The sequence below is a fragment of the Methylobacterium sp. UNC378MF genome (assembly GCF_900103195.1).
Taxonomy (GTDB): Bacteria; Pseudomonadota; Alphaproteobacteria; order Rhizobiales; family Beijerinckiaceae; genus Methylobacterium.
The window spans coordinates 62,313-86,556 of sequence record NZ_FMWU01000022.1 but is presented as its reverse complement, the minus strand read 5'-3'; the positions used below and the strand labels follow the sequence as shown (position 1 = coordinate 86,556).

28 protein-coding genes are annotated in these 24,244 nt (G+C 68.6%); 12 read left to right on the top strand and 16 right to left on the bottom strand.

Annotated elements, in window-relative coordinates:
* The first annotated feature begins 600 nt into the window (after positions 1-600).
* The 3 genes from BLT59_RS22010 (at position 601) to BLT59_RS22000 (ending at position 2,245) form a co-directional block, all read left to right on the top strand.
* Positions 601-918, top strand: a complete 318-nt coding sequence (locus tag BLT59_RS22010) for a hypothetical protein (RefSeq protein WP_139174097.1) — start codon at positions 601-603, stop codon at positions 916-918.
* 261 nt (positions 919-1,179) lie between these two features.
* Positions 1,180-1,746 (top strand): DUF1003 domain-containing protein, encoded by a 567-nt coding sequence (locus BLT59_RS22005; protein ID WP_091785491.1) that lies wholly within the window; start codon positions 1,180-1,182, stop codon positions 1,744-1,746.
* Between the two features lie 118 nt (positions 1,747-1,864).
* Entirely contained in the window at positions 1,865-2,245 is a 381-nt protein-coding gene (locus BLT59_RS22000; protein ID WP_175544093.1) for an MmcQ/YjbR family DNA-binding protein, read from the top strand.
* Between the two features lie 292 nt (positions 2,246-2,537).
* On the opposite strand, the gene BLT59_RS21995 is transcribed toward BLT59_RS22000, so the two are convergent.
* Together BLT59_RS21995 and BLT59_RS21990 are read right to left on the bottom strand one after the other, a co-directional pair.
* Positions 2,538-3,098, bottom strand: a complete 561-nt coding sequence (locus tag BLT59_RS21995; protein WP_091785486.1) for a carboxymuconolactone decarboxylase family protein — start codon at positions 3,096-3,098, stop codon at positions 2,538-2,540.
* Between the two features lie 1,656 nt (positions 3,099-4,754).
* Positions 4,755-5,429, bottom strand: a complete 675-nt coding sequence (locus BLT59_RS21990; protein ID WP_091785483.1) for an antibiotic biosynthesis monooxygenase family protein — start codon at positions 5,427-5,429, stop codon at positions 4,755-4,757.
* A gap of 177 nt (positions 5,430-5,606) precedes the next feature.
* On the opposite strand from BLT59_RS21990, the gene BLT59_RS21985 reads away from it, so the two are divergent.
* Positions 5,607-6,299: an ArsR/SmtB family transcription factor gene (locus tag BLT59_RS21985; protein WP_091785480.1), complete on the top strand. Its 693-nt coding sequence runs from the start codon at positions 5,607-5,609 to the stop codon at positions 6,297-6,299.
* An 84-nt stretch (positions 6,300-6,383) separates the two neighbouring features.
* On the opposite strand, the gene BLT59_RS21980 is transcribed toward BLT59_RS21985, so the two are convergent.
* The 12 genes from BLT59_RS21980 to BLT59_RS21930 form a co-directional block, all read right to left on the bottom strand.
* On the bottom strand, positions 6,384-6,590 hold the full coding sequence (locus BLT59_RS21980; protein ID WP_091785476.1) for a DUF6582 domain-containing protein: 207 nt from the start codon (positions 6,588-6,590) through the stop codon (positions 6,384-6,386).
* Positions 6,591-6,768: 178 nt separating this feature from the next.
* Entirely contained in the window at positions 6,769-6,966 is a 198-nt protein-coding gene (locus BLT59_RS21975; protein ID WP_091785473.1) for a PAS domain-containing protein, read from the bottom strand.
* On the bottom strand, positions 6,938-7,066 hold the full coding sequence (locus BLT59_RS32185) for a hypothetical protein (RefSeq protein ID WP_280141067.1): 129 nt from the start codon (positions 7,064-7,066) through the stop codon (positions 6,938-6,940). Before BLT59_RS32185 ends, BLT59_RS21975 begins: the two co-directional genes overlap by 29 nt.
* Before the next feature lie 456 nt (positions 7,067-7,522).
* Positions 7,523-8,407, bottom strand: coding sequence for an NAD(P)H-hydrate dehydratase (locus tag BLT59_RS21970; RefSeq protein WP_091785470.1), 885 nt, complete (start codon positions 8,405-8,407; stop codon positions 7,523-7,525).
* Positions 8,404-9,168: a histidine phosphatase family protein gene (locus BLT59_RS21965; protein ID WP_091785467.1), complete on the bottom strand. Its 765-nt coding sequence runs from the start codon at positions 9,166-9,168 to the stop codon at positions 8,404-8,406. The genes BLT59_RS21970 and BLT59_RS21965 overlap by 4 nt, the downstream gene beginning before the upstream one ends.
* A gap of 78 nt (positions 9,169-9,246) precedes the next feature.
* A complete protein-coding gene (locus tag BLT59_RS21960) occupies positions 9,247-10,323 on the bottom strand; it encodes a patatin-like phospholipase family protein (protein WP_091785463.1) in 1,077 nt (358 codons plus the stop codon).
* 135 nt (positions 10,324-10,458) lie between these two features.
* Entirely contained in the window at positions 10,459-10,701 is a 243-nt protein-coding gene (locus tag BLT59_RS21955; protein WP_091785460.1) for a hypothetical protein, read from the bottom strand.
* A 215-nt stretch (positions 10,702-10,916) separates the two neighbouring features.
* Positions 10,917-12,083: a M24 family metallopeptidase gene (locus tag BLT59_RS21950; protein WP_091785457.1), complete on the bottom strand. Its 1,167-nt coding sequence runs from the start codon at positions 12,081-12,083 to the stop codon at positions 10,917-10,919.
* A gap of 15 nt (positions 12,084-12,098) precedes the next feature.
* Complete coding sequence (locus BLT59_RS21945; RefSeq protein WP_091785454.1) at positions 12,099-12,779, bottom strand: GntR family transcriptional regulator; 681 nt, start codon at positions 12,777-12,779, stop codon at positions 12,099-12,101.
* A gap of 67 nt (positions 12,780-12,846) precedes the next feature.
* Positions 12,847-13,656 carry a transporter substrate-binding domain-containing protein gene (locus BLT59_RS21940; protein WP_091785451.1) on the bottom strand — a complete coding sequence of 270 codons (810 nt, stop codon included), beginning with the start codon at positions 13,654-13,656 and terminating at the stop codon, positions 12,847-12,849.
* A gap of 66 nt (positions 13,657-13,722) precedes the next feature.
* Positions 13,723-14,406, bottom strand: coding sequence for an amino acid ABC transporter permease (locus tag BLT59_RS21935; RefSeq protein WP_091785448.1), 684 nt, complete (start codon positions 14,404-14,406; stop codon positions 13,723-13,725).
* 34 nt (positions 14,407-14,440) lie between these two features.
* A complete protein-coding gene (locus BLT59_RS21930; RefSeq protein ID WP_091785445.1) occupies positions 14,441-15,247 on the bottom strand; it encodes an amino acid ABC transporter ATP-binding protein in 807 nt (268 codons plus the stop codon).
* A gap of 431 nt (positions 15,248-15,678) precedes the next feature.
* Here BLT59_RS21930 and BLT59_RS21920 point away from each other — a divergent pair, with 431 nt between their 5' ends.
* The 5 genes from BLT59_RS21920 to BLT59_RS21900 are packed head-to-tail and all read left to right on the top strand — an operon-like array spanning position 15,679 to position 19,943.
* Positions 15,679-16,935, top strand: coding sequence for a Zn-dependent hydrolase (locus tag BLT59_RS21920; RefSeq protein WP_091785438.1), 1,257 nt, complete (start codon positions 15,679-15,681; stop codon positions 16,933-16,935).
* Between the two features lie 26 nt (positions 16,936-16,961).
* Positions 16,962-17,735 carry a LamB/YcsF family protein gene (locus tag BLT59_RS21915; protein ID WP_091785435.1) on the top strand — a complete coding sequence of 258 codons (774 nt, stop codon included), beginning with the start codon at positions 16,962-16,964 and terminating at the stop codon, positions 17,733-17,735.
* Complete coding sequence (gene pxpB, locus BLT59_RS21910) at positions 17,728-18,462, top strand: 5-oxoprolinase subunit PxpB (RefSeq protein ID WP_091785432.1); 735 nt, start codon at positions 17,728-17,730, stop codon at positions 18,460-18,462. Before BLT59_RS21915 ends, pxpB begins: the two co-directional genes overlap by 8 nt.
* Positions 18,455-19,489 carry a 5-oxoprolinase subunit C family protein gene (locus tag BLT59_RS21905; RefSeq protein ID WP_091785429.1) on the top strand — a complete coding sequence of 345 codons (1,035 nt, stop codon included), beginning with the start codon at positions 18,455-18,457 and terminating at the stop codon, positions 19,487-19,489. The genes pxpB and BLT59_RS21905 overlap by 8 nt, the downstream gene beginning before the upstream one ends.
* 40 nt (positions 19,490-19,529) lie before the next feature.
* Positions 19,530-19,943, top strand: coding sequence for a VOC family protein (locus BLT59_RS21900; RefSeq protein ID WP_091785426.1), 414 nt, complete (start codon positions 19,530-19,532; stop codon positions 19,941-19,943).
* A 141-nt stretch (positions 19,944-20,084) separates the two neighbouring features.
* On the opposite strand, the gene BLT59_RS21895 is transcribed toward BLT59_RS21900, so the two are convergent.
* Entirely contained in the window at positions 20,085-20,789 is a 705-nt protein-coding gene (locus BLT59_RS21895) for a GntR family transcriptional regulator (protein WP_244514100.1), read from the bottom strand.
* Between the two features lie 158 nt (positions 20,790-20,947).
* Here BLT59_RS21895 and BLT59_RS21890 point away from each other — a divergent pair, with 158 nt between their 5' ends.
* Positions 20,948-21,877, top strand: a complete 930-nt coding sequence (locus BLT59_RS21890) for a PfkB family carbohydrate kinase (protein WP_091785418.1) — start codon at positions 20,948-20,950, stop codon at positions 21,875-21,877.
* A 1-nt stretch (position 21,878) separates the two neighbouring features.
* Here BLT59_RS21890 and BLT59_RS21885 read toward each other — a convergent pair whose 3' ends face one another.
* Positions 21,879-22,970, bottom strand: a complete 1,092-nt coding sequence (locus BLT59_RS21885; RefSeq protein ID WP_091785415.1) for a helix-turn-helix transcriptional regulator — start codon at positions 22,968-22,970, stop codon at positions 21,879-21,881.
* Between the two features lie 336 nt (positions 22,971-23,306).
* Between BLT59_RS21885 and BLT59_RS21880 the strand changes: the two genes are divergently transcribed.
* Positions 23,307-23,510, top strand: coding sequence for a hypothetical protein (locus BLT59_RS21880; RefSeq protein ID WP_091785412.1), 204 nt, complete (start codon positions 23,307-23,309; stop codon positions 23,508-23,510).
* Between the two features lie 16 nt (positions 23,511-23,526).
* Entirely contained in the window at positions 23,527-24,213 is a 687-nt protein-coding gene (locus BLT59_RS21875) for a LysE family translocator (RefSeq protein WP_091785409.1), read from the top strand.
* Positions 24,214-24,244: the final 31 nt, after the last annotated feature.

The window sequence follows — 24,244 nt, the reverse complement described above, 5'->3', positions numbered from 1 at the left end:
CTCTTCCGGTCCTGGTGCAGCCGGTCCGCAGGGCGATGCACAGAACAAGGCGGCTCCCGCCGGGACGACGGCGACGGCCGGAGGTCCGCCGAAGAGTTCCTCATCGGCAGTTGCCGCAGCCAGTTCCACGCCAGACTCGCACAAACCGACACCGGAGAACGTTCAGCAAGTCGAGGCCGCGGCCGCTAGCAATGACCTTCTGGGCTGCAGGGCCGCGGCTCAGAAGATGCGGCGGGGCGGCGTCGTCATGCCGGGCCCGTTGCTGGCCCTGTCAGCCCTTGATCCGAAGCTGCTGGAGCCCGCCCGGCGCTGACGACGTCTATCGCGCCCAACCCAGACGAGATTGGTGTGCCGTCGCGCAGCTAACCCGGTGGGCCTACGACTTCGCTGCAGCCAACTCTTGTATCGTGAGGTCAATCGCACGGATGAGGCGCTCGGCCGTTTCAGCTACGACAGGGTCCTGCGAGACCGCCATTGCGGCTTCCTGAAGCGTGCGAAATTCCTGATGGCGCGCAACAGGATCGCCCCCTCGGGCGATGGCGGATTGTATGAGACTGGATTCCCTGAGGAATACCTGCAGCCTGCCGGATGCCTGCTCCGATGCTGACAAAGCAATCTCGAGGAGATGGTGAGATCGGGGATCCGGCCGGAGCGGATCAGGCGCTGATGATGGGGGAAGCTGTGGCCAGCGTCTTCGAGGAGCACGGCGGCGCGTTGAGGGGCCTCAGTCGCGAGACGCTCGCCCGTGACCTCGCCGCAATCGTCCAACCGCTCTTGAGCACCTGTCCGAACGCGGAATGGATCGAGGCCATTAACGCTCGTCTCGACGTGCTGGAAGGTGACATCGACACTCCAGGACTTCGGCTTGTGCGCTTCGAGACGAATGGCGTCGCGGAGATGACAGCACCGGTGCGCTGAGATCCAACTCGGGCAGGATTGGTTCGGTCAGCCGACTAGTGGGATCGCGGAGGGCAGCCGAGCCGGCTGGGTCCATCTAATCTCCCTTACACTGGACCCGCGCGAGATGGGCTTCGTGCTGGCGCTGTAGATCCTCGGAGGTGGCGAGTCGCGCCTCAGCCTCCTCGGTCGGCAGATTGAACGCCCTAAGGTAGCTCAGAGGAAGGATCAGGTGAGGCCTCCGGAGAGTTGAGCCAGAATGCTCTGTCGAGTTGCTCCCCGATGAACATCCCAGCTGAGCAGAATGTTGGCCGTACGGCCAAGCCGACCTTCCCGCCTCCTCAGCCTGTAGGGCTGTCTCCCACGCTCGCGCGCAACATCCAGACGCTTCAGGAGCGCCGAAGCACTGAGGAGCAGCGGGCGACACTGCAGGAACGCGCCGCCGAAGCGATCACGCGCTTCACCGGCAGTATGACCTTCGTCTACCTGCACGTAGCGGTCTTCGGGTTCTGGACCCTGGTGAACACCGGCCTGCTTCGCCTGCTGCCGAAGTGGGATGAGTCTTTCGTGATCCTCGGCACCTCAGCCTCCGTCGAGGCAATCTTCCTCTCAACTTTCGTGCTGATCAGCCAGAACCGGATGGCGGAAGCCGCCGACAAGCGCGCGGATCTCGACCTGCACATCAGCCTGCTGACCGAGCACGAGGTGACGAAGCTGGTGGCGATGGTGTCGGCCGTGACCGCCCATCTCGGCGTCAAAACCGAAGCCGACCATGAGGTGGGAGAGCTCAAGCAGGACGTCGCGCCTGATGCGGTGCTCGACGAGATCGAGCGGAACGGCTCACCGTGACGGTAGCGAGCGCGCGGATCGGTTTGACCGTTGCTGGTGCCGTCCTACGCTGGCTGGAGGACTCGATCACGGAGGATGGTCGTGCTCGGCACGCGGGCCACGCATCCCTGATCGTGCCATGACGCCGATGCCACGTCAGATCCGGCGTGTGAGAAAGCCGTCGGTATGGTTCGAGCTTGCGCACCGAGCCGCAGGCTCGCTGCCCGGTGTCGAGGAGCGGATCACCGCGACAGGTCCGGAGTTTCGGATTGGCCCTAAGCTCCTCGCCTGGCTGGATGAAGATGGGGTCTCGCTGCTGGTCCATATCGGGGCTGATGAACGTGGAATGCTGACCGAAGCCGAGCCAAGGACGTTTTCCGACGCGGTGGGGCGCCGTGGCCGCACAGCCATGCGTGTTCACCTTGCCTACGTCGACGTGGGAAGTCTCAAGCGCATCCTGGAGCAGTCTTGGCGTGAACGCGCGCCAAAACGGCTGCAGCGCCTAGCTTGCGCACCATAGCTATGCGGCACACGTGCCAGCGCCGAGTGCGAGAAACGCACATTCGCCGAGTACCGCTGCTGAGTATCGAAGTCTGCTCAACGCTAGTCCAGGATGGCAATGGAGGGGGGTGGCGGCCGTAGAGGTCACGAGAGCACGAGCCTCCGTAGCTGCACAGATCTTCATCTGGCTGAGCATGGCGTCGTGAACGATGCGGCTGACGCGTCACGGCGCGAAAAAACTATATGAAACCGGACGCAATCAGCTCATGGCCGGCGCTATGCGCGTCCTTTCTGCAAGGCATTGACGCGGATCAATCTGGCACCGGGACATCAAATCCATTTAGTGTGACAGATACACAGCAGTACAAGCTTATCAAATAAATGAGCTCAGCCAGACCATCCTCACCGAACTCTGTCTTGGCCTGATCGTAGTTTGGCCTTGCAAGCAGCCGCCCAGAGACAAGCGCGGATGTCACGTCGTAAGCGATGGCCTCTTTTCGCGGTAGATCAGCGGGTCGTTGACCAGCACAGATCGTTGCGATCGTGTCGTCGGACAACCCACGCAGCTCGGCCACAAGAATATGCGCATACAACTCGTAGCCGGAATGGAAGTGCGTCCCAGTGACCAGAATGGCTACCTCACGCACGGTCTTGGGCAGCGTAGGCGACGAGGAGAGAGCTTTCACGAGCTCCCAAACGGGGCCTCCAAACTTCGGGAAGTGAAGCCATGGGTTCCATGGGCCGATCAGCGCTCCGTCGTCATCTACTGCTTTGAAGCCTTCAAAATTCGTCTCAATACCTTCGCGCATATCTTCGTACAATGAGCGCTGCTGCGAAGTTAGAGCATGCGGCATAATTCGCGGCAAGCGCACGGATAGCTCCTGCTATAGTGATATTTAACTCTTCCCGCTTGCCGAGCATTGATGCGCGGTACGCACCTGACGCCGGCGAACGGCACAGGGTACGCTCATAATCATCGTGGAGGAACCTCATCACGACGCTGCGGATTGCAAAGGCAGTACCTGCGCGTGAGCACCCGGTTGCGCACGCTGTTCCTCCGTCACCTTCCTAGGTCTGATAGTCCAAGACAGTGAGGCCGGCATGTCTATGCGTCAGGGCGCTAGAGGACTTATCGAGACACTCGCCGCCGCGGCTGTCATGGACGAAGTGGCCGCGCGGGATGTTGCCTCGGCTGCCGAGATTGTTGCGCAAGCCGGTTCGCCAGCGGCGGCTCAGACGCTGATAGCTCTCAGCGGCATCCACGAACGTAGAGCAACGGAGGCAAGAAGCCAGTTGGCTATCCTCACCGAGGGGTATGGCCATCCGCCACAACGTGACGGACTTCTTCGCTAGCAGAATTGAGGCTCTGGCATCGATCAACTGGCAACGAAAGGTCCTCGAGGTTGGCCGCTGCGCTTTGCTGGAGCCGGGCCGAAAGCGAACCTCAACATGGGCAGATGTTCGGCTCCGGGGCCGGGCTGCCCTGTCGCGGTCCTACGGCCTGAGTCGCACTCGGAAGCTGGAATGTCAGCTCTTCAGGGAGTCGAGACAGTTGCGCATCTGATCTTCGCCTGCACATTCGTGAGTTCCTCTGGCCTGCGCAAAGGGCGAGCCACAGCGCCTCCTGGACAAAGGCCCTCGGTATGGTGCTGGCGCGTTTGGCCGCTCGCGCGATCTCAAGCTCCGGTGCGAGATCGATGTGCGCTGGCTTATCGCGTCGCGCGGACTTCGCAACGGAGGGGCGGGGGCGGGGGCGGAGTAGGAAGCGGATGAGCGGACAAGCTGAGCGTCGTCCTTGGGTAGCAACAGGTCTGCACCTTGAGCGACGCTTGAGGTGGTGTCCCTGAGTTTTTCAAAGGGATCGGCGCAATCCCGACTCGCGGCTTGGGCTATTGCTAGGTCCGCTTCGGAGCATTCGCCTGAACGGGCTGCATGACCGAGATGGGCGGATTTTGTTGAAAAACTCGGAGGCAGCGCTTCAAGCGTCATCGAAGATCGCCCCGAGAGAAGATTTGCCTCTTGCGGACGGCGCAACACCATTCCCGCCGCGCGTTCCAGGCGTTCAATAGTAGGATCTTCCCCGGCCGGCGCGGTTCGCGGCGCTGCTTCGACCCGGTCCCGAGTTTTTCAACAAAATCGGCGCATTGCGGAACGTCCGGTTTCTGAGGATGCGTTGCGGCTGGTTACGTCTGCCGCCGATGGTGGCGTGCCCGGTAGCAGCCGGACCTCAATGATATAAGTGTTCGCATTTCTGTTCAGAGCGGCGCGCCAAACTTTTGCAGGAGGACAGGCTAGCTGGAACAAACGACAGCTGGTTGGAACAAAATAATAGCGGTGCCCCTGCGAGCTGCCGCGTCTAAGTCCTTCCAAATCGGGTAAAGATCGACGCCTCCGTGCGCCTGGGTGCCTGTTGAGAAGCCTTTTGGCATTGAGATAGACGCTCGGCTTTGGGCAGAGCGTCGGCATCTACACTCTGACTTGCCGCGTCGGCCGACAATGACGGTGGCAGGGCGGACGCAGGGTCGGGCTCACCGCTTCTTCCGTCGGTCGATGGGCGGGTAGAACTGCGGGCTCTCGCGGCGGTCGAACATGCCGTAGTCGCGTACCACCCGCACGGTCCGGATGCGCATGCATTCGGCCTGGGCCGGCTCGGTCGGCTTGAACGCAGAGGCCGCGTCGGGGTCGATCCACGACAACAGAAGCATGACCTTGCCCGGATTGTAGATCGAGTCGAACACGTCCGATGCCACAAGGCCGCTGGCCGTGAGAGCGAGCCCGCGCGCACCCGTCAGGTCGTCCGGCAGGGACTGGCCGGGGCGAGGCACCGTCTCGCACAACTGGCAAACCTTGGCGGCGCCAACCTCGGTCGCGTCGAGCCGCTGCTCACGCACCTCATGGCCTTGAGGCGGATGGGTGTCTGCCGTCACCTCGCCGACCCGGAGGTGGTAATCGGAGAACACCTCGAACCGGCCCTTCTCCTGGACGAGGTGGTGGCCCGCATGCGTCCGCCAGCGGATCACCGACTTCTCGTCCCGCCAAGTCGAGTGCGACAGCACCCAACCCGGTCGGGTCCGGCTCGTGAAGCGCTCGTTATCGATGAAACCGTCGATCTTCTCCAACTCGGGCTTCAGTGCCTTGCCGTGCTCAAGGTACGCGTCCTTCCGGCCCTCGCTGGGACGGACCTCGAAGATGACCGAGAACATGGCTCCTCCGTCTTTGCAGGCCTGGTGAGGCCGAGTTGATCCCGGCCAGGAAGGTGGCCGACGCTGGACCGGCGATGAGTGTGTGGCGGGAAGCTCATGATGTCAGCGGCGAACGCTTCGGTCACGACCGAAGCGTTCCGTCGTGATCGACGAACGTCTGAGGTCTATGGTCATGCGATGACGAACGCCGCCAGCCTGTCCGGAACCGCCGCCCTGATTGGGGATCCCGCACGGGCCAACATCCTCACGGCCCTGCTCGATGGCCGGGCCCTGACGGCGACGGAACTCGCCTACACGGCGGGCGTGACGGCGCAGACTGCGAGCGGCCACCTCGGGAAGCTGGTCGAAGGGCGCCTGCTGGGCGTCGCCGTCCAGGGTCGTCACCGGTACTTCCGGCTCGCCTCGCCCGAGGTCGCCCGGATGCTGGAGACCATCCTGGTGGTGGCGGCGGCGGGACCGGAGGCCGCCAGGCCGCGCGCGACGCCCCGGGTCAGTCCGGAGCTGCGTGCGGCCCGAACCTGCTACGATCACCTTGCCGGGCGTCTCGGTGTCGCCATCGCCGACGCGCTCGTGTCGCGCGGCCTGATCGTTTTGGGTGACGAGGCCGGCGAGGCGACCGAGGCCGGCCGCGCGTGGCTCGCGCAGTTCGGGGTGTCGGTCGAGCCTGCCGGTCGGAGCAAGCGTATGTTCTGCCGTCCGTGTCTGGACTGGAGCGAGCGGCGACCGCACCTCGCCGGTCGCCTTGGGGCGGCGCTGTGCCGCCGATGCGAGGAACTTGGCTGGGTTGACCGGGCCCGGGACGGGCGGGTCGTCACGGTGACCGAAGCCGGCCGGAGCGGGTTCGCGAACGCGTTCGGGTTTTACGGGTGAACGCCGGCAGCCTCGTCGGGCAGCGCCGCCGACCGGTGCGGCCCCGTCGAGACGACGCCCACGGTGGCCCGGCGTTAGCGCCGGCTAGCTCCTGTCCAAAACCTTATCGGCCTTCGCCTCGACCTTCTTCTTGTCGGCCGGCGAGAGGTTGCCGGCCTTCTCCTGCTGGGCGGCGCGGGCCTTGGCGTTCCGGGCGTGCGCCTTGTCCTCCACGGGGTATTTCCGCTCCTCCGGCAAGGCGAACTTGCTCTTGGACAGGTCCTCGCGTTCCTCGGTCTTGAGCTTCGACATGGTGGTCTCCGGGTTTTCGGAAGGGGCAACGCTGCACCGGATGCGGTGGTGCCCGACTCGAAGGCAGCGCGGGCGAGGCATCCGTTCCATGCCGTCGTCGTACGGGCGCTCCCGAGTGTGGCCGGCATTGGCTCCGGCCTAGCCCGTCAGCTGCGCGCAGGCGATCACCACTCCCCGATCAGAAGTCCTTCACCATGAAACGCGTGGCCCCGGACTCGTCCATGTCGGTGCAGGAGCCGACCCAGCGCGCAAGGGCGCCGTGATGGTGGCGCATGGGCTTGCCGCGGGTCAGGAACCAGAGGTGGGCGCCGCCCGCGCGGCGGATGCGGAACTCCGCCTCGAAGTTCTCACCCGTCGCGAGCGACAGCCGCCACACCCTGTCGGCCCCTTCCGCCGTCCGGGTAGACGATGCCGGTCCATGCGGGGCCGTCGAGGGTGCTGGGCGCCGTGCCGCTGTAGGCGTAGACCTTGCTCATTGAACCTGTCGAGCCCACCGTTCGGGCGGGCTGCCCGGACATGGCTCGGCACGGGCTGCGCGACGCTGCGGAATGGCTCCTCGCTCGCGCGACGCGCCTCCTCCCGGGTGTGCTCCGCGCTGATGTTTGAGGCCGTAGGCGAAGCGGACCTCCTCGGGCGCGCCGGCCCAGTCGCGCACCAGCCGCTGGTGCTGCACCTCGACGGCGCCATCGCCGGCGAGCAACCGGGCGAACCCGGGCCCGAGCGCGTGCCGTGCCGTGCCACGGCGAATACCTTGCGTTCCGGTCGTCCCAGGGCGCCGAGGATGCTTGCCCCTGGTTCGAGCAGCGCCACGCTCGGTTCAAGCCTGTTCTCAGGCCGCCGGACAGAGCGGCACCGCCGCACGGGGCGTGCCGGTGCAATGGCGTCCGAGGTGCCCCTGCGGACGGCGCAACCACTCTGGCAGCATTCGGGGTCTAGCCCCCCGTCTCCCGTAGCAGCCCCGGCACCTCGCCCGAGAGCTCCCGGGCGAGGAAGCCGACCGGGCCGAGGGATGCGGCTAGGCGCTTGCCGGCCTCGCCGTGCAGGAACACGGCCCACAGCGCCGCGGGCAAAGGCGCCAGACCGCGCGCAAGCAGCCCGACGGCGATGCCGGCCAGGACGTCGCCCGAACCGGACGTCGCCAAGCCGACGCCGCCTCCCTCGTAGAGCCAGCGTGCGCCTCGCGGGTCCACGATCCAGGTCTTTGCCCCCTTCATCACGACGACGGCGTGCAGCAGGTCGGCCGCCTTCAGCGCCGCGTCGAGCGGGTCGGCCTCCACGGCGTCCCGGCTCCGGTCCAGCAACTGCGCCATCTCGCCGGCATGGGGCGTGATCACCAGCCGTTCCCCGTGCCGACGGACTCCGGCGGCATGCGCGGCGAGCCCGGAGACCGCGGCCGCGTCGAGGATGAAGGAGGCGTCCGGCAGCGCCTCCAGCAGTTCCACCGCCAGCTTGGTGGTCGGGCCGTCCTCGGTCAGGCCGGGACCGATCAAGAGGGCGTCGCAGCCCTTCGTCATCTTCTGCAGGGAATCCGAGGCGCGTGCGCCGTCGACACCGCCTTCCGGCGTCTCCGGAAGGTCGATGACCATCGCCTCGGGCACCGCCAGTCCCATGCCGGCGGCCCTGCTCTCGACGGTGGCGATCTTCAGCTTGCCCGCACCGGCGCGCAGGGCGGCGATGCCGGCCAGCAGGGCGGCTCCGGGGACCGACCTGGAGCCGCCGAGCACAAGCGCGCTGCCGCGCTCGTCCTTGCTGCCCTCGTGCGGGACCGGCAGAGGAAACGCCTTGAGGCTGTCGGCGGTGAGGCTCTCGTGCGTCATCGGGCGGCCACGTTCGCGTCGGGCTCGGAGGTGACCGGCGCCCCGGCCTCGGCGACCGGCGCGACGAAGTTGTAGCGTTCCAGGACGAGCTTGCCGGTGCTGCCCTCGCGGGGTCGGAAGGCGTACTCCGTCACCGAGCAGTTCGCGACGTCGCCCGCGGCGTCGATGGCCAGGATCTCCGCCTCGGTCATGTCCTCGATCAGGTAGCGCAGGCACAGCACGACCACCTGGTGCGCAACGATGAGCACCCGCCTCTCCCCATGGTGAAGCGAGACAGTGTCCAACACGCTCCGGAGGCGCTGAATCACGTCGCACCAGCTCTCGCCGGACGGCGGGCGGTGGTAGAACTTGCCCAGGCGCCGGCGCATCTCGGCCTGCTCGGGATACAACTGCTCGACGCCGGTCCGCGTCAGCCTGTCGAGGATGCCGAGCTCCTTCTCGCGCAGCCGCTCGTCGATCAAGTGTTCGGGTGCGCCTTGCGCGAGGCCGCCGGCGGCGCGGATGTGCTCGGACGTCTGCCTGGCTCTTCGGTAGGGCGAGGTCAGAACGATCTCGGGCCTGCCCCCGGCCGGAAGGTCGGCAAACCAGCGCCCGACGGCTTCGGCCTGTCGCCCCCCAAGCGCGCTGAGGGGTACGTCGACGTCACGCTCGGCGATGTCGATCCGGGCCAGGCTGGCCCCGTGCGCGGCCTCGGCGGCGACGTTGCCGGCGCTCTCGCCGTGCCGCACGATCCATAATCGGTTCGGCCAGCGCTGCTGCATGCGGTTGCGTCCTCCCGTCGTGTTCGGCAACGCCGCCGACGCCGACCAGTTCACGCGTGGGGTGCTGCACCGTCGACGTTACGCCTCTGCGGAAGCTGCCTGAGGCCCTGCGTCATTGGGCGGATCGAGGCTGTCAGCAAGGCTGAGGTAGTCGAAGCGGCCTCTCCCGCGCCCGTCCGGCGCCAGCAGCCTCAGTCCCTGCTCCGCGTCGCGTCGGCCCGCAGCCCAGCGGTCGCGGATCGAGGAGGGCGAGAAGTCGAAGCTCTTGGCTGCGAGCTCGTCGGCGCCGGCCTGGTAGACGAGGTGGAGCAGCGTCACCGCTGGTCCCTTGGGATCGAGCCGCTGCCGCAACTCGTACTCGCGCCTGAGGCCCGCAATCGCCCGGCGCGGCGCGCTGGCGAAGATGAGGTCGTTCGCGCGCTCGATGACTGCGTCGAGGGAAGCCGGACGCGGCGCGCGCAAGGAGAACAGGTCCGAGGCGATGCACAGGAGGTCCCGCTCGGGCTCGGTCTCGAAGAGCGGGTCGAGGGGCAGGTTGTTCGTGTAGCCCGCGTCGCACAGGACCCGCCCGTCCACCTCCACCGGCGGGAAGGCCGGAAGGATGGCCGTGCTGGCGAGGATGTGCTCGGGCCGGACCTCCTCGCGGGCGGTGTCGAAGTAGACCTCCTCGCCGGTCTCGATGTCGACGCAGCCGACCGTCAGGCGCGTGCCGCCCCGGTTCAGGCGGTCGAAGTCGACGAGGCGTTCGAGCGTCCGCAGCAAGGGTGCGTTGTCGAACAGGGCCACGTCGTTCGGCACCCATGGCAGGGCCGACCAGAGGCCGGGGAGGCGATGGCGGAAGATGCTCGGCCGCCCCCAAGCGAGCGCCAGGAGGGCATGGAGCCCGTTGTAGACCTGGCGCGGCTTGAGCAGCCCGGTCGGGCTCGGTCCCGTGGCCTGGGTCGCCTCGTCCCAGAACGTCCGGAGCTTGGCGACCCTGTCCTCGGGGGCGTTGCCCGCGACGATGGCGGCGGTCACGGCACCGATGGAGGCGCCCACGACCCAGTCGGGCCGAAGCCCTCTGTCATGCAGGACCTCGTAGGTTCCGGCATGGTAGGCGCCGACGGCGTTGCCGCCGGCGAAGACCAGGGCCAGGTGGCGTGTGTTGTCCGGCATCCGTGCCTTCATCCGTTGCGGGCTGAACTTGGTTATGACCCGGTCAGTGTCGCCGAGGCCGCGGAGGTTCCCGTACCAGGTGCCTCACCAACCGCCGGCAGGGCGCCTGCTCCCGGGCCTACGTCCGGTTTGGCGTCAGCCGTGCGGCTTGAACACGACTTTGGTGCAGTCGTCGTTCAGCGGCGCCTTGGCTTGGCTCGCGTGCCGACGATGACCGCCGCCATCGAGGACGTCCTCGCGACGGCCCACCTCCGCCACTGCGTAGGCGAGATCGACGAAGCCGTCGATGGACCGCAATAGACGGTCGGCGGGAGCGTGGGTGTCGAACGAGTATTCGTAGAACGGAGCGGCCAGCTCGACTTGCCGAGGCCCCATCATCTCCGTCGATCCGCGCCTCACAACGGCAGTGAGTCAGCTTGCAAATGCCGCCGCAACAGCCGAGTTTTTCAACGAAATCGGCCGAAAGCGGCCGGTCTGGTTTAAAGCAACGGCGAAGGAGAACTGGACGCTGGCACGCGAGCAATTCCGTCGCTTTCGCTGCAGGCAGCCCGGCCCCCATGTTGCCTATGCAGATAGCGATGATGTCGGCTGCCTTACCGCAGCGACAAGGTACGGGGGAGGTCGGAAAGGGGCTCGACCCCGTTTGCGGTGACGACCACAGTCTCGGAGGCGCCGACCGTCCAGGCGCCGAACCGGCGCAGGGTCGCTGGCAGGTGGAAGACCATGCCGGGCTCGATCAGCCGATCCTGTCCGGTGAAGAGCGAGAGCAGGCTCCCCTCCCCCCAGTCCGGGGCGAAGGCGATGCCCATCGAGTAGCCGATGCGCTTGCGAAAGGCCGGGCCGTAGCCCGCCGCGTCGATGACGGCCTGCGCCGCCCCGTGGGGAGCCGAGCAGGGATGGCCGGGGCGAATCGCGTCGAGCGCCGCGTCGAGGGCGCGCAGCGCGCAATCCATCATCCGCGACGCCTCTTCCGGTGGCGGGCCGATCCAGACGCTGCGCATCAGCGCCGCGTGGTAGCGGGCGTGACTGCCGGCAAGTTCGAGGAAGACTGGGTCGCCCGGCTCCAGCCGGCGCCGCCGCCACGTCATGTGCGGCAGCCCACTGCGCGGGCCTGACGCGACCAGAGGCTCCATCGCCATGGCTTCGGACCCGGCGGCCGTCGCGGCCGCCAGCATGGCGGCGGCGACGGCGTTCTCGTCGGTGCCCGCCGCGCAGGCGTCGAGCCCGGCGGCGAGCCCGGCCTGCGCGTACCGGGCGGCGGCCCGGATCGCCGCGAGCTCGGCCGCCGACTTCACTGCCCGCAACGGGGCGAGGAGGCCGGAGCCGTCGGGCAGCGAGCCGCGGCCGAGGGCGGCGTCGATCCGCGTCGCGAGCGCCGGCGAGATGAACCAGCCGTCCCGCTCCAGGGCCAGCCTGGCAAGCCCGCGTTCGCGCACGAGGGCCGCCAGCGCCTCGACCGGGTCGGCGCCGTCCGGATAGGCCTGGATGTCGCCGAGCCAGGTATTGGCGGCCGCGCCCGGCAGTTCGAGCTGCCGGACCAAGAGGGCCGGGTCCCCCTCCACCGGCACGAGGAGGGCCTGGAAGGCGAAGTAGCCTGCCGTCTGGCGGCCGGTCAGCCAGTAGATGGTCTCCGGGCCGGTCACGACGAGGGCGTCGTGGCCGGCCGCCGCGATGGCGGCCTGGGCCGCTCCCTGCCGGGCGGCGAACTCCGCTTCCGGGAAGGCCGCCTCGCAGCCGCGCAGGGCCGGGAATTCGTGCATCGCGCCGCCCTCGTCTCAGACTTCGCTCAGGCGCCGGATGATGCCCTGCTTGAAATTCTCGAGATGGGCCGCGATGGCGTCTGCCGCTGCCGCCGCATCCTTGGCCCGCAGGGCGGCGACCACCGCGAGGTGCTCGTGATGGACCGCCTCGAACCGCTCCGGCATCCGGCTCAGGTTGAACATCTGCGTCTTGAGCCGCAGATCCTTGATCGTCTTGGCGAGGATCGCGTTGTGGCTGTGATCCGCGATCAGGTCGTGGAAGCGCCGGTCGACCTCCCAGTTGCCCGACGCGTCCGGGTCGCCCGCCGCCAGCAGCGCCTCCATCTGCCGCTGCAGGTCCGCCAGCACCGCGTCGGCGATCCGGCCGGTGGCCAGCACGACGCTCTCGCGCTCCAGGAGGCGGCGGACATGCAGGATCTCGATCAGCTCGCGCAGGGAGAATTCCTTGACCACCAGCATCCCGCCGGGCTGCCGCTCGATCAGTCCCTCGGTCTCCAGCCGCGACATCGCCTCGCGGGTCGGGGTCCGGGAGATGTCGAGCATCTCGGCCAGGCGGCGCTCGTGCAGCACGGTGCCGGCCGGAAGGTCGCGGCGGACGAGCATGTCGAGCAGCCGGTCGTAGGCCATCTGCCCGAGGCTCTGCTCACGCCGGGCACTGAGCGCCGTCGTGTACGACGCGGCGTCGAGGGTCTTCATCGTGTCCTCCCGGAGCGGCCGGCTTAGCCGCTCCCCATTCTTGTTCTCGCGCGCCCGCCGTGCCCGCTCACATGGCGGGCGTGCGGATCGGCGCCTTCGGGGCCGGATCATAGCCGATCAACGGCGTGATCAGCTTGGCGTAGGTCCCGTCGGCGACCATCTCGGCGAGCGCCTTGTTGACGGCGGCGTGCAGGTTCGGCTTGCCCTTCTTGATGGCGAAGCCCTTCTGGACCGTGCTTAGCGGGGTCTCGATCATCACCAGCGGCAGCTTGCGCGCCTTGATCGCGTAGTTGCCGGCCACCGCGTCGTTGATCACCGCGTCGATGTTGCCGCCGACGAGGTCCTGCATAGCGTCCGCGGCGGTCTTGTAGCTCTTCAGAGTGGCACCGTGCTCCTCGACGAGCTTGCCGAAGGTCGAGGCCGAGAGGGCGCCGACGTTGCGGCCCTTGAGATCCTCCGGCCCCTTGATGCCGGTATCCTTGCGGGTGACGATCCGCGCGCCGGATTCGAGCCACCCGTCCGCGAAGGCGACCTGCTTCTGACGGGTGGGGGTGATGTCCATCGACTCGCTGGTGATGTCGTACTGATCGGCCATCAGGCCCACCAGCAGGGCGTCGAACTTGATGTTGACCGGGCTGTACGCGAGCCCGAGCCGGCGGCAGACCTCGCGCATCACCCGGACCTCCAGCCCGTCGAGCTCGCCGCTCGGCGTGCGCATGCTGAAGGGCGCGAAGGTGCTATCCGTCGCCACGATCAGCTTGCCGGGCTCGATCAGCTCCAGCTTGCCCTCGGCCGCGCGGGTCGCGGGGGCGGCGAGGAGGCCGGCGCCGAGGCTGACACAGAGGGCGACGAGGGCGAGGACGTGGCGGCGGTTCATGGTGATCTCCGGTCTCGGGACGGGGCGGGAGGGATCGGCCGCGGCCCGTCCCGCGGCGGGGGAGGCTCAGGACAGGCGGGCGTAGCGCCGCTCGAAATAGGCTGAGAGCTGCGACAGGATCGACGTGAGGCCGAGGTAGATCAGCGCCGCCGCAATGTAGAAGTCGAACGGCCGGAAGGTCGTGGCGATCATGAGCTGCGCGTAGAGCGTCAGCTCCACGACCGTGATCGTCGACAGGAGCGAGGTGTTCTTGACCGCCGAGATCGCCTCGTTGGTCAGCGACGGCAGGATCATGCGGAACACCTGCGGCAGGACGATCCGCACCATCATGATCCGCGGGTTCATGCCGAGCGCGAGCGCCGACTCGACCTGACCCCGGGGAATCGCCGCGAGGCCGGCCCGGATGGTCTCGGCCACGTAGGCGCCGCTGCTGACGCCCAGCGCGATGATGCCGGCAGTGATCGGCGAGAGCTTCACCCCGATCTGCGGCATGCCGAAATACACGATGAAGACCTGGATCAGGGTCGGCGTGCCGCGGATGAACCAGACGTAGAAGCTCGCGAGCGCCCGGAAGGGCGCGAAGGACGAGCGCTTGCCCAGCGCCCCGAGCAGGCCGCAGACCCAGCTCACCAGGATGCTCGCCACCGTGACGCCGAGCACCACCAGGGTCGCCGAGAGGAAGCCGGGGCCGTAGGTGACGACCTCGTCCGAGAGGGTGAGCCACCAATCCTGCAACGCCGCGACGCTCATCGCTGTCTGATCTCCCCGGTGGTGGGTCGGCGGCTCACGCCGTCTGTCCGAGCGCGGCGGGCGCGTGCAGCACGCGCCGGAGGAACTGGCGCAGCCGCTCGCTCCGGGGGGCGCCGATGATCGCGTCCGGCGGCCCGTCCTCGGCGATCACGCCGCCGTCGAAGAACAGGGTGCGGGTGCCGACTTCCCGCGCGAAGGCCATCTCGTGGGTGACCAGCAGCATCGTCATCCCGTCCGCCGCGAGGGAGCCGATCAGCGCCAGCACCTCGCCCACCAGTTCCGGATCGAGGGCCGAGGTCACCTCGTCGAACAGCATCACCTTGGGCGCCATCGCCAGGGCGCGCACGATCGCCACGCGCTGCTGCTGCCCGCCCGAGAGCTTCGACGGGTAGGCGTGCCGCTTCTCGTAGAGGCCGATGCGCTGGAGCAGCGCCTCCGCCTCCGCGACGGCCTGCCGGCGCGGCATCCGCCGCACCCGGATCGGCGCCTCGATGACGTTCTCCAGCACGGTCATGTGCGGCCAGAGATTGTAGCTCTGGAAGACCATGCCGATCCGCGCGCGCAGCTCGCAGAGTTGCTGCGGCGTCGGCTGGCGGCGGGCGCCCTGCTCGTAGTCGAAGGCGAAGCGCTCGAAATCCATGAAGCCGGAGGTCGGCGTCTCCATGAGGTTCAGGCAGCGCAGGAACGTGCTCTTGCCCGAGCCGCTCGCGCCGATGATCGACACGACCTCGCCCTCGTGGATGTCGAGGGAGATGCCTTTCAGGACCTCGTTGGCGCCGTAGCTCTTGTGCAGCTTCCTGATCTTCAGGAGCGGGGGCGCGGCCGTCTCGATCTGAGCCATCGTCGAACCTGATGTGATGCGGTCATGTCGCGGATCTATGCTTAGATCCGCGCGATGCATACGCTTGTTTGCTGACAATTTGCTTGTCAAAGCTATCGCGTCAAAGTTTTTATTTCGTCATTGGGCCTGTTTTACGTTGCCAAGACCGCTTCGATGCCTTAGCAGAACCGGTATACCGCCGGCATTCAAGCGGTATTTTTGAGCATGGCTGCCTCCGACATGGTCATCGAGCCTCTGCGTCCCGGTATTCCCTTCGCGACCGCGCCGGACCTGTGCCTCATTGTTCAGCCGATGGACCGGCCCGGGCCGGCGCGTCGGCGGGCTGCGGCCTTGGAATCCCGGGCCGGCACCGGCCGCGGTCCCGCGAACCGTGCCGAACCGGATGCCGGGGATCGGCGACGGTCGGGGGCCGCGCGCAGCGGGCAGCCGGCATGATGGACCTCGCGATCGACCCGGATTTCTGCGCAGGCCTGTTCGCCGAGCTCCTGGCCTTCAGCCAGGACGCGCCGGGCGTGACGCGGGCGGCCTACGGCGCCGGCGAGGAGCGCGCCCACGCCCTGATGCGCTCCACCGGGCTGGCGCTGGGGCTCACCGCCGAGACCGACGCGGCCGGCAACCTGTTCCTGACGATGACGGGGCGCGACCCGGCCCTGGCGTCCTGGATGGTCGGGTCGCACGTCGACACGGTGCCCCACGGCGGCAATTTCGACGGGGCGGCGGGCGTGATCGGCGGCCTCGCGGCCGCGGATGCCCTGCGTCGGGCGGGGATCGTGCCGGCGCGTCCCGTGACGGTGGCGGTGTTCCGGGCCGAGGAGAGCGTGTGGTTCCCGGCCTCCTATGTCGGCAGCCGGGCCGCCTTTGGCCTGCTGCCGCCCGAGGTGCTCGACCTGCCCCGCGCCGATTCCGGCCGGAGCCTGCGCGACCACATGGCCGAGCTCGGCCTGCGACCGGAGGCGGTCGCGCGCGGCGAGCGGCTGCTCGACCCGGCGCGGATCCACGGTTTCGTGGAGATGCATATCGAGCAGGGGCCGGCGCTGGAGGAGGCCGGCATCCCGGTGGGCTTCGTCACGGCGATCAGCGGCAGCTTCCGCTACCGCAAGGCCGCCTGCTTCGGCCGCTACGGCCATTCCGGCGCCGTGGCGCGGAGCGAGCGCAGCGACGCCGTCTTCGCCCTCGCCGACCTGATCAGCGAGCTGGACGCCCTCTGGGGGGCGCTGGAGGCGGAGGGCTGCCCGGCCACGATCACGCTGGGCGAGGTCGCCACCGACCCGGTCCAGCACGCCTTCGCCAAGATCCCCGGCGAGGTCCGGTTCTGCCTCGACGTGCGCAGCACCGAGCCGGCCGTTCTCGACCGGATCGAGGCGGCGCTCGCCGAGCGCGTCGCCGCCATCGAGGCCGCCCGCTCGGTGCGCTTCGTCCTGGGCGAGCGCACCGGCAGCACGCCGGCGCGGATGAGCGCCGCGCTGGTCGAGGCCCTGTCCGGGCACGCGCGCCGGCTCGGGATGCCGTTCCGGACGATGGCGAGCGGGGCGGGTCACGACACCGCGACGCTGGCCGGCCAGGGCGTGCCGAGCGCGATGATCTTCGTCCGCAACCAGAACGGCAGCCACAACCCCGACGAGGCGATGCGGATCGAGGATCTCTGCGCGGCCGCCACCCTGGTGGCCCACCTCGTCGCCGAAGCCTGACCCCGCGCGCAAGAGAGGATGCACCGATGATCGTCGATCTGAACTGCGACATGGGCGAGGGCTTCGGCGTCTACCGCCTGGGCGACGATTCCGAGATGCTGACCGTGGCGACCTCGGCCAACATCGCCTGCGGCTTCCACGCCGGCGACCCGCTGGTGATGCACGAGACCCTGCGCGGCGCCGCCGCGAACGGCGTGCAGGCCGGCGCCCATCCGAGCTTCCTCGATCTCTGGGGCTTCGGCCGGCGGCCGATCCACGGCGAGCGCCCGGCGGACGTCGAGAAGGCGGTGCTCTACCAAGTCGGCGCCCTGCTGGCGCTCGCCCAGGATGCCGGCTGCCCGGTGCGCCACGTGAAGACCCACGGGGCGATGGGCAACATGGCCAACGAGGATGCCGACCTCGCCCTGGCGGTGGCGCGGGCGATCCGCACCCTCGACCGCGACCTGATCTTCGTGGTGATGCCGGGCCTGGAGACCGAGCGGGCCGGCGAGAAGCTCGGCCTGCCGATCGCGCGCGAGATCTACGCAGACCGCGCCTACGCGGATGACGGCACCCTGGTCTCGCGCAAGCTCCCCGGCGCCGTGCTGCACGATCCCGAATCCGTCTCGGAACGCGTGGCGCGGATGCTGGAGGACGGGGCGATTACATGCCTGTCCGGGCGGCGCATCCCGACGCGGATCGACACGGTCTGCGTCCACGGGGACACGCCCGGCGCCGTCGCCATGGCCCGCCGGCTGCGCGCGGAGTGTGCCGCCAAGGGGATCGCCCTGCGCCCGATGGCCGAGGTGCTCGGTGTCTGAGCCCGGCTACCGCCTCCTCGATTGCGGCGACCGGGCGCTCACGGTGGAGCTCAGCCGCGCGGTCGACCCCACGGTCAACGCGCAGGTCATCGCCCTCGACGCGGCGCTCCGCGGCGCCGGCCGCCCCGGCCTCCTGGAGACCGTGCCGACCTACCGCTCCCTCCTCGTCCTCTACGATCCGGACCTGCTGCCCCGGGACGACCTCGTCGCACTGATCGCCGCGCACTGGCCGCCACCGGACGGGGCGGCGGCGGCGCTGCGCCGCTGGCGGGTGCCGGTCCATTACGGCGACGCGCACGGCGCCGACCTCGCCGACCTCGCCGCCGGGGCCGGGCTCAGCCCGGAGGAGGTGGTCGCGCTCCATGCCGGCCGCGATTACCGCGTCTACATGATCGGGTTCGCCCCCGGCTTCGCCTATCTCGGCGGCCTCGATCCCCGGCTCCACGCGAGCCGGCGCACCGATCCGCGCCCCAAGACGCCCGCCGGCAGCGTCTCGATCGGCGGGAACCAGACCGGCGTCTCGCCGCCCCTGGAGCTGCCGAGCGGCTGGCAGCTCATCGGCCGCACGCCCGCGCGCTCCTACGATCCGGCCCGGGCCGAGCCGTTCCTGTTCGCGGCCGGCGACCTGATCCGGTTCGAGCCGATCGACCGCGCCGCATTCGACGCCCTCAGCGAGGCCGCCCGCGCCGGCGAGACCGTTGCGACCCTGGAGCAAATTGATGCCTGAGGGCCTGCGCGTCGTCGCGCCCGGCGTGTCCTCGACCCTGCAGGATGCCGGTCGGCCGGGCTACCTGCGCTACGGCATCTCGGGGTCCGGCGCGATGGATCCCGACCTGCTGGCCCTGGCCAACGGCCTCGTCGGCAACCCGCTCGACGCCGCGGTGATCGAGATGGCGATGGTCGGTCCGACGCTCGTCTGCGAGACCGAGGCCTGCCGCGTCGCCCTCGCCGGGGCGCCCTTCGCGATGAGCCTGAACGGCCGCGCCCTCGACCCGTTCACCGCCCACGACCTGCGGCGGGGCGACCGGCTCGTCCTCGGCGGCCCGCGGCAGGGCCTGCGCGCCTGCCTCGCGGTCGCCGGGGGCTTCGCCGTCGCGCCGATGCTCGGCAGCGTCGCGACGCACACCCGCACGCGCCTCGGCGGCCTCGACGGCAATCCCCTGGCCGCGGGCGACCTGCTGCCCCTCGCCGCGCCCGCGCCCCGCGACCGCCCGCTGACCCTGCCGCCGCCCCACCGGCCGACCTTCGGCGGGCCGATCCGGGTGGTTCTCGGGCCGCAGGCCGACGGCTTCACCGAGGACGGCCTGCGGACCTTCCTCTCCGAACCCTACACCCTCACGGCGCGGGCGGACCGGATGGGCTGCCACCTCGACGGGCCGCCGATCGCCCACGCGGACGGCTTCAACATCGTCTCGGACGGGATCGTGAACGGCTCGATCCAGGTGCCCGGCCACGGGCGCCCGCTGATCCTGCTGGCCGACCGCCACACCACCGGCGGCTACCCGAAGATCGCCACCGTGATCTCGGCGGATCTCGGCCGTCTCGCGCAGGTGCGGCCGGGCGAGACGATCCGGTTCGCGGCCGTCGCCGTCGCGGAGGCCCAGGCCATCGCCCGCGCGGCGCGGCTCGGCCTGGCCGCGCGGCTGGCGGCGCTGGTGCCGGCCGGCGGCGGCGATCTCGACAGCACGTTCCTGCTGTCCTGCAACCTCGTCGGCGGCGTCGTCTCGGCGCGTGCGCCCGATCCGGCGCCCTGAAAGCGCCGCACCCCCTCCCCTGCGAAGACAGAGATCATCGATGCTCACGCCGTTCCATCTCGCCTACCACGTCACCGATCTCGACGCGGCCCGCCGCTTCTATGGCGGCGTCCTCGGCTGCCAGGAGGGCCGCAGCACCGAGACCTGGGTCGATTTCGACTTCTTCGGCCATCAGCTCTCGCTGCACCTGGGCAAGCCCTTCTCCACCACCCGGAGCGGGACGGTCGGCAACCACAAAGTGATGATGCCGCATCTGGGCGTGGTGCTGCCGCTCGACGCCTGGGAGGCGCTCGCCGGCCGCATCGAGGCGGCCGGCATCGCCTTCGACATCCCACCGGTCGTCCGCTTCGCCGGTGAGCCCGGCGAGCAGCGCACGATGTTCTTCTTCGACCCGAGCGGCAACCCGATCGAGATCAAGGGCTTCCGGGATCTCGCCGGCGTGTTCGCCCATTGAAGGCCGCCCATCTTTCATGGCTGCTTCGCGAGAACGCCTCGCACGTCTCGAATGACCGACATGGGCGCCAAGCCGAAAGCGGATGGTTTCACCCGTCCGGATCGGTCCTGGCGAGTAGGTGCCAGACGTCCGTTACATTCGCTACGCGCTTAAATTTAGCCGATAGCGATATGCATCTCCCCGGAACAGGCCCTCAACATACTCGATCATAACCGAGTCCTGGTTGTAGCTGTGGCGCTTGATCAGCAGGCACGGGAGCGGCCGTTCGAAGGCGAAGATGTCGCATTCGTCCGCCGTCGGCATAGTCGCCTCCACCGTCTGCTCGCAGCGCACGAGACGGCCGCTCGGGTGCCCGCCTAGGAAGGCATAGACTGAGCCGGAGAGATCGCCGGTCTCAAGGGCAGGCACCGCGCGGATGTTGTACCAAGCGACCTCGCGTGACATCGGCACACCGTCGCCGTAGCGAACGCGCGTCAGGCGCAGGAACGGGGCCGTCGAGGGCAGGCCGAAGATCGATGCGATCGAGCGGTCCTCGGTGACCGCCCGATCGAGAATGCGCGAGGACGGGATCTTTCCGAGCTCCCGCATCTCCTCCGTGAAGCCCTTGAGCCGGTCCATGCCCGGGCGCACGGGCTCAGGGGGACAGCGCACGAGGAAGCCGGAGCGCCCGCGCGGCACAAGAAGTTCGTTGTAGCTGAGTTCGGCATAGGCGCGCTGGACAGTGACGCGGCTGACCCCGAGGCTGTCGGCGAGCTGGCGCTCTGCCGGCAGGATGACGCCCGGCGGCAGCGAACCCGACAGGATGAGCTCGCGTAGCTGGCCTTCGATCTGCCGGTACAGCGGCATCGCAGTGTCGCCGCGCAGGCGCAGGAGAGAGAGCACCGAGGGACGCTCGTCTCTCGCGACGTCCGGCTCAAACTCGCCGTTTGTCGTCCGATTTTTGGGGCGCACGTCCGATCGACCTCCGGTACATAAGCTTATAACGGACAGGCTCGGAGTGCTCCATGCGCGTCTTCGTCATTGGAAGCTTCGTGATGGCCTGCTCGGTCAAGGTCGCCCGGCTGCCGCAGGCGGGCGAGTCCCTCGAGGGCTTGGCCTTCCTGGCCGAGCCTGGTGGCAAGGGCTTCAACCTCGCGCTCGCCACGCATCAGCTCGGCGTCACGGTGGACGGACTCTTTGCAGTCGGCACGGACGTGCTCTCCCCGATGGTCCGCTCGACCTTCGCGCAAGTCGGGTTCTCCGAGGATATGCTGGTGCCGCATGTAGGCTCGACGGGCGCCGGCGTCGCCTTCGTCGATGCAGCCGGCGAGAACTGCCTAGCGGTCTGCCTCGGCGCCAACCTCGCTCTCGGTGCGGAGGACGTCCGAGCCGTGGCCGCCCGTGTCGGACAGGCGGACCTCGTGGCGGCGACCTTCGAATCGCCGGACGCCTCCATCCGCGAGGCCTTCGCCTTGGCTCGGACGCTGGGCCTTCCCACTCTGCTAAACCCGTCACCGGTGCGTCCTATCGACCCGGCGATCTTAGCCGACACTGCGATCCTCGTCGTCAATGCGGTCGAGGCCGCCGACTTCGGCCTTGGAGCTCCTGACGCGATCGCCGACGCCCAGGCCGCGACGCCGGCCATTGCCGCGCTGCTAGACGGTGGCCTTGAACTTTTGGTGGTGACCCTGGGAGAGCGCGGCGCGATGGCGTTCCGCCCTGGATTGCCGCCCCTACGCCAGGCGGCCTTCGCGGTGGCGGCAGTCGATACGGTCGGCGCGGGGGACGCCTTCACGGCCGGATTGATGGCGGGCCTGCTCGCAGACGCGCCCGTCGACGCGGCCCTGCGACAGGCCGCAGCCTGCGGTGCGCTCACCACCTGCCGGTTCGGGGCCTTTGGCGCCTTTCCAACCGCGCGGGCTTTGGCCACCTTCTTGGACGCCGCCGCAGGTTGATTTACGCCGCACCGAAGCACTTCGTCGTCTGCCCACCGAACAGCGCGAGCGAGGCGACGATGCTCAGCAACTCCGCCTGCCGCTTGGTCCCGGTCTTGTTGAAGATCGAGGTGAGCTGGGTGCGTACCGTGCTTGGTTGGACGCCGACGCTCTCCGCGTAGCTCTGCAGGCGCAAGCCCCCGGCCAGCGCCTGGAGCAGCCGCGCCTCCGCCGGGGTGAGGTCGAACAGCATGTTCAGGAGGCCGTCGTCCGGAACTGCGCGCGCGCCGACGTGCACCAGGATGAGCAGCACCGCCGAGGCACCAAAGACGTCGCCGGGGTGCCGCTCCAACCGCATGATGTGAGCGATCTGAGGGCGGCGGTCGGAATAGCTGCGCACCGGCATGGTCTGCGCCGCGTGCCGACCGCCCACGACGTTGCCGATCGCGTCCTGCAGCAGCTTACTGTTGATCAGGCTCTTGAATAACAGGCCGCCGTGCTGGCCCGGAGGCAGTATCTCCTCCCGCTCCTGCAAACGGGCATTCATGGTGAGGACCCGCCCGGAAGCCGACAGGACCGCCGCAGGGAGTCCGATCTGGTTGAGCGTCATGCTGGTGAGACGGGAGCGCTCGCAGTTGAACCGGGCGCTGAGATGGCAGGCGCGCACGAGATGGGGCCGCAAGGCGTCGAGTCTGGGCAGGATGGAGGCCTCATGGGGGCCGGTTTGGGCCCGACGTTCGGCGGTGACGATCGCGACGTCGCCTGTCGGCAGGGGAATCGTTGTCCCAACCTGCCAGAACGGCTTCTCGCCATCGCAGGGCCGGCCGTCATAGGAGCCCGGCACGAGGTCGACGTCGCGCATGAAGCCCGCATGGGCCTCGGCGCGCCATTGCGCCGTGCGCCCGCCGCCCCGCCAGGAGGTCGCGGCCGTTTCATGACTGAGGCGCGGCTCCAAAGCCGGCGAGGCAATCCAGCGGGGCCTTCCGACGGGGGGCAGCACCATGAGCACGGCGCCATCCGAGTTCGCCGTCTCGCCAACCGACTGAAGGACCTCCGGCCAGAGCTCCGGGGTGCCCGCAGCCTCGTAGATCCGGTCGATCAGCGCTTCCCGCATCGGCACGCCCCACGATGGTCTTGCTGGCTGCGGTAAGACCAATATCAGTCCAAAACCGGCACCGGCATCCTACAAACAGATGATGCCGCCGGCGAAGCTCCGTGCGCCGCGCACCGTTCCGTTGAGTCCGCCGTCCGTTCGCCACACCGGACGCGGCGGCGACACAGCCTCCGGAAATTAAGGGGCGGCCGTGCAAACACCTCAAGATACGGTGCTTTCACGCTCGGCTGGGACGTAGACAGCGAGCCTGCAGCAGCGCAGGCGGTGCCATCCGCCAGACGGAGGATGCTCAAGGTCCAGCCATCCTTAGATTGTCGGCACGCGGAAGGAACAGCCATGAAGACAATCGTCGGCACCATCATCGTCGTCTTGTCGTGCGCCGGGGCCTGGGCCGACGAATTGAACGACATGCCGGACATCGCCTGCGCCCAAGCTTCCTCGGCCGCGGAGCGTGATCACATTGGGTGCCCGAACGCCGACAGCGCGGCAGCCGAGCCCCGGGCGGCCGCTTCGCCCCTCGACCGCCTGGAAGACGACTAGGTGCATTCCTGGCGTCATGGGTGTCATCGCCGCGGCCCTGCTCGCCGGCGCAAGTCTTGGTCTGTCCATCGCTGTGCCGATCGGGCCGACGAGCTTGCTTTGCATTCAGCGAACACTGTCAGGGGGCTTGCCCACTGGCCTTGCTACCGGGCTCGGCGTCGCCACCGTGCATCTGACATACGGGACCGTGATCTTGCGCTGGGGCGCGGACCTGGTTGCGGCGTGGTCGAACGGGGCCGTGCTCTCCCTGGTTTCAGGGGCCGTGCTACTCGCCCTCGCGGTCCGGGTGCTTCGCAGCGACTCGGTGCTGCATGTGAGCAGCGAGCGCCGCGACTCCCTGGCCGCGAGCTACGGCAGTGCGGTCGTGCTGGCCCTGGCGAATCCGATCACCCCCGTGCTGTTCCTGGCCGCTATGCCGGCACTCCTCGCGCGCGGAACCGCGCCACTCCCGATGCTGGCGGCCGGCGTATTCCTGGGCTCGTTCGCCTGGTGGGTCGTGCTTAACACTGCCGTGTCGCTGTTCCGGCGCTGTGTCACCAGTCAGGTTCTGAACCAGATGAACAAGGCCGCCGGCCTCCTCCTCGCCCTTCTGGCCTTGAGCCTGCTGGTTCGGGGACTGGACGGTAGTACGGCAGGCCGTTTGGACAACGCGAGTGCGAGCGGGGCAATCGGCGCGACTGGCCAACCGCCGGGCCGGCTCTGAGACGGCACACAGCACAGCCTGCGATCTCAAC

What these genes read in the sequence shown, in the direction of transcription:
- BLT59_RS22010 (WP_139174097.1), top strand. Translation starts at nt 601, where the DNA reads ATGCTGACAAAGCAATCTCGAGGAGATGGTGAGATCGGGGATCCGGCC.
- BLT59_RS22005 (WP_091785491.1), top strand. Translation starts at nt 1,180, where the DNA reads ATGAACATCCCAGCTGAGCAGAATGTTGGCCGTACGGCCAAGCCGACC.
- BLT59_RS22000 (WP_175544093.1), top strand. Translation starts at nt 1,865, where the DNA reads ATGACGCCGATGCCACGTCAGATCCGGCGTGTGAGAAAGCCGTCGGTA.
- BLT59_RS21990 (WP_091785483.1), bottom strand. Translation starts at nt 5,429, where the DNA reads ATGTTCTCGGTCATCTTCGAGGTCCGTCCCAGCGAGGGCCGGAAGGAC.
- BLT59_RS21985 (WP_091785480.1), top strand. Translation starts at nt 5,607, where the DNA reads ATGACGAACGCCGCCAGCCTGTCCGGAACCGCCGCCCTGATTGGGGAT.
- BLT59_RS21980 (WP_091785476.1), bottom strand. Translation starts at nt 6,590, where the DNA reads ATGTCGAAGCTCAAGACCGAGGAACGCGAGGACCTGTCCAAGAGCAAG.
- BLT59_RS32185 (WP_280141067.1), bottom strand. Translation starts at nt 7,066, where the DNA reads ATGAGCAAGGTCTACGCCTACAGCGGCACGGCGCCCAGCACCCTCGAC.
- BLT59_RS21970 (WP_091785470.1), bottom strand. Translation starts at nt 8,407, where the DNA reads ATGACGCACGAGAGCCTCACCGCCGACAGCCTCAAGGCGTTTCCTCTG.
- BLT59_RS21965 (WP_091785467.1), bottom strand. Translation starts at nt 9,168, where the DNA reads ATGCAGCAGCGCTGGCCGAACCGATTATGGATCGTGCGGCACGGCGAG.
- BLT59_RS21960 (WP_091785463.1), bottom strand. Translation starts at nt 10,323, where the DNA reads ATGCCGGACAACACACGCCACCTGGCCCTGGTCTTCGCCGGCGGCAAC.
- BLT59_RS21955 (WP_091785460.1), bottom strand. Translation starts at nt 10,701, where the DNA reads ATGATGGGGCCTCGGCAAGTCGAGCTGGCCGCTCCGTTCTACGAATAC.
- BLT59_RS21950 (WP_091785457.1), bottom strand. Translation starts at nt 12,083, where the DNA reads ATGCACGAATTCCCGGCCCTGCGCGGCTGCGAGGCGGCCTTCCCGGAA.
- BLT59_RS21945 (WP_091785454.1), bottom strand. Translation starts at nt 12,779, where the DNA reads ATGAAGACCCTCGACGCCGCGTCGTACACGACGGCGCTCAGTGCCCGG.
- BLT59_RS21940 (WP_091785451.1), bottom strand. Translation starts at nt 13,656, where the DNA reads ATGAACCGCCGCCACGTCCTCGCCCTCGTCGCCCTCTGTGTCAGCCTC.
- BLT59_RS21935 (WP_091785448.1), bottom strand. Translation starts at nt 14,406, where the DNA reads ATGAGCGTCGCGGCGTTGCAGGATTGGTGGCTCACCCTCTCGGACGAG.
- BLT59_RS21930 (WP_091785445.1), bottom strand. Translation starts at nt 15,247, where the DNA reads ATGGCTCAGATCGAGACGGCCGCGCCCCCGCTCCTGAAGATCAGGAAG.
- BLT59_RS21920 (WP_091785438.1), top strand. Translation starts at nt 15,679, where the DNA reads ATGATGGACCTCGCGATCGACCCGGATTTCTGCGCAGGCCTGTTCGCC.
- BLT59_RS21915 (WP_091785435.1), top strand. Translation starts at nt 16,962, where the DNA reads ATGATCGTCGATCTGAACTGCGACATGGGCGAGGGCTTCGGCGTCTAC.
- BLT59_RS21905 (WP_091785429.1), top strand. Translation starts at nt 18,455, where the DNA reads ATGCCTGAGGGCCTGCGCGTCGTCGCGCCCGGCGTGTCCTCGACCCTG.
- BLT59_RS21900 (WP_091785426.1), top strand. Translation starts at nt 19,530, where the DNA reads ATGCTCACGCCGTTCCATCTCGCCTACCACGTCACCGATCTCGACGCG.
- BLT59_RS21895 (WP_244514100.1), bottom strand. Translation starts at nt 20,789, where the DNA reads ATGCCGCTGTACCGGCAGATCGAAGGCCAGCTACGCGAGCTCATCCTG.
- BLT59_RS21890 (WP_091785418.1), top strand. Translation starts at nt 20,948, where the DNA reads ATGCGCGTCTTCGTCATTGGAAGCTTCGTGATGGCCTGCTCGGTCAAG.
- BLT59_RS21885 (WP_091785415.1), bottom strand. Translation starts at nt 22,970, where the DNA reads ATGCGGGAAGCGCTGATCGACCGGATCTACGAGGCTGCGGGCACCCCG.
- BLT59_RS21880 (WP_091785412.1), top strand. Translation starts at nt 23,307, where the DNA reads ATGAAGACAATCGTCGGCACCATCATCGTCGTCTTGTCGTGCGCCGGG.
- BLT59_RS21875 (WP_091785409.1), top strand. Translation starts at nt 23,527, where the DNA reads ATGGGTGTCATCGCCGCGGCCCTGCTCGCCGGCGCAAGTCTTGGTCTG.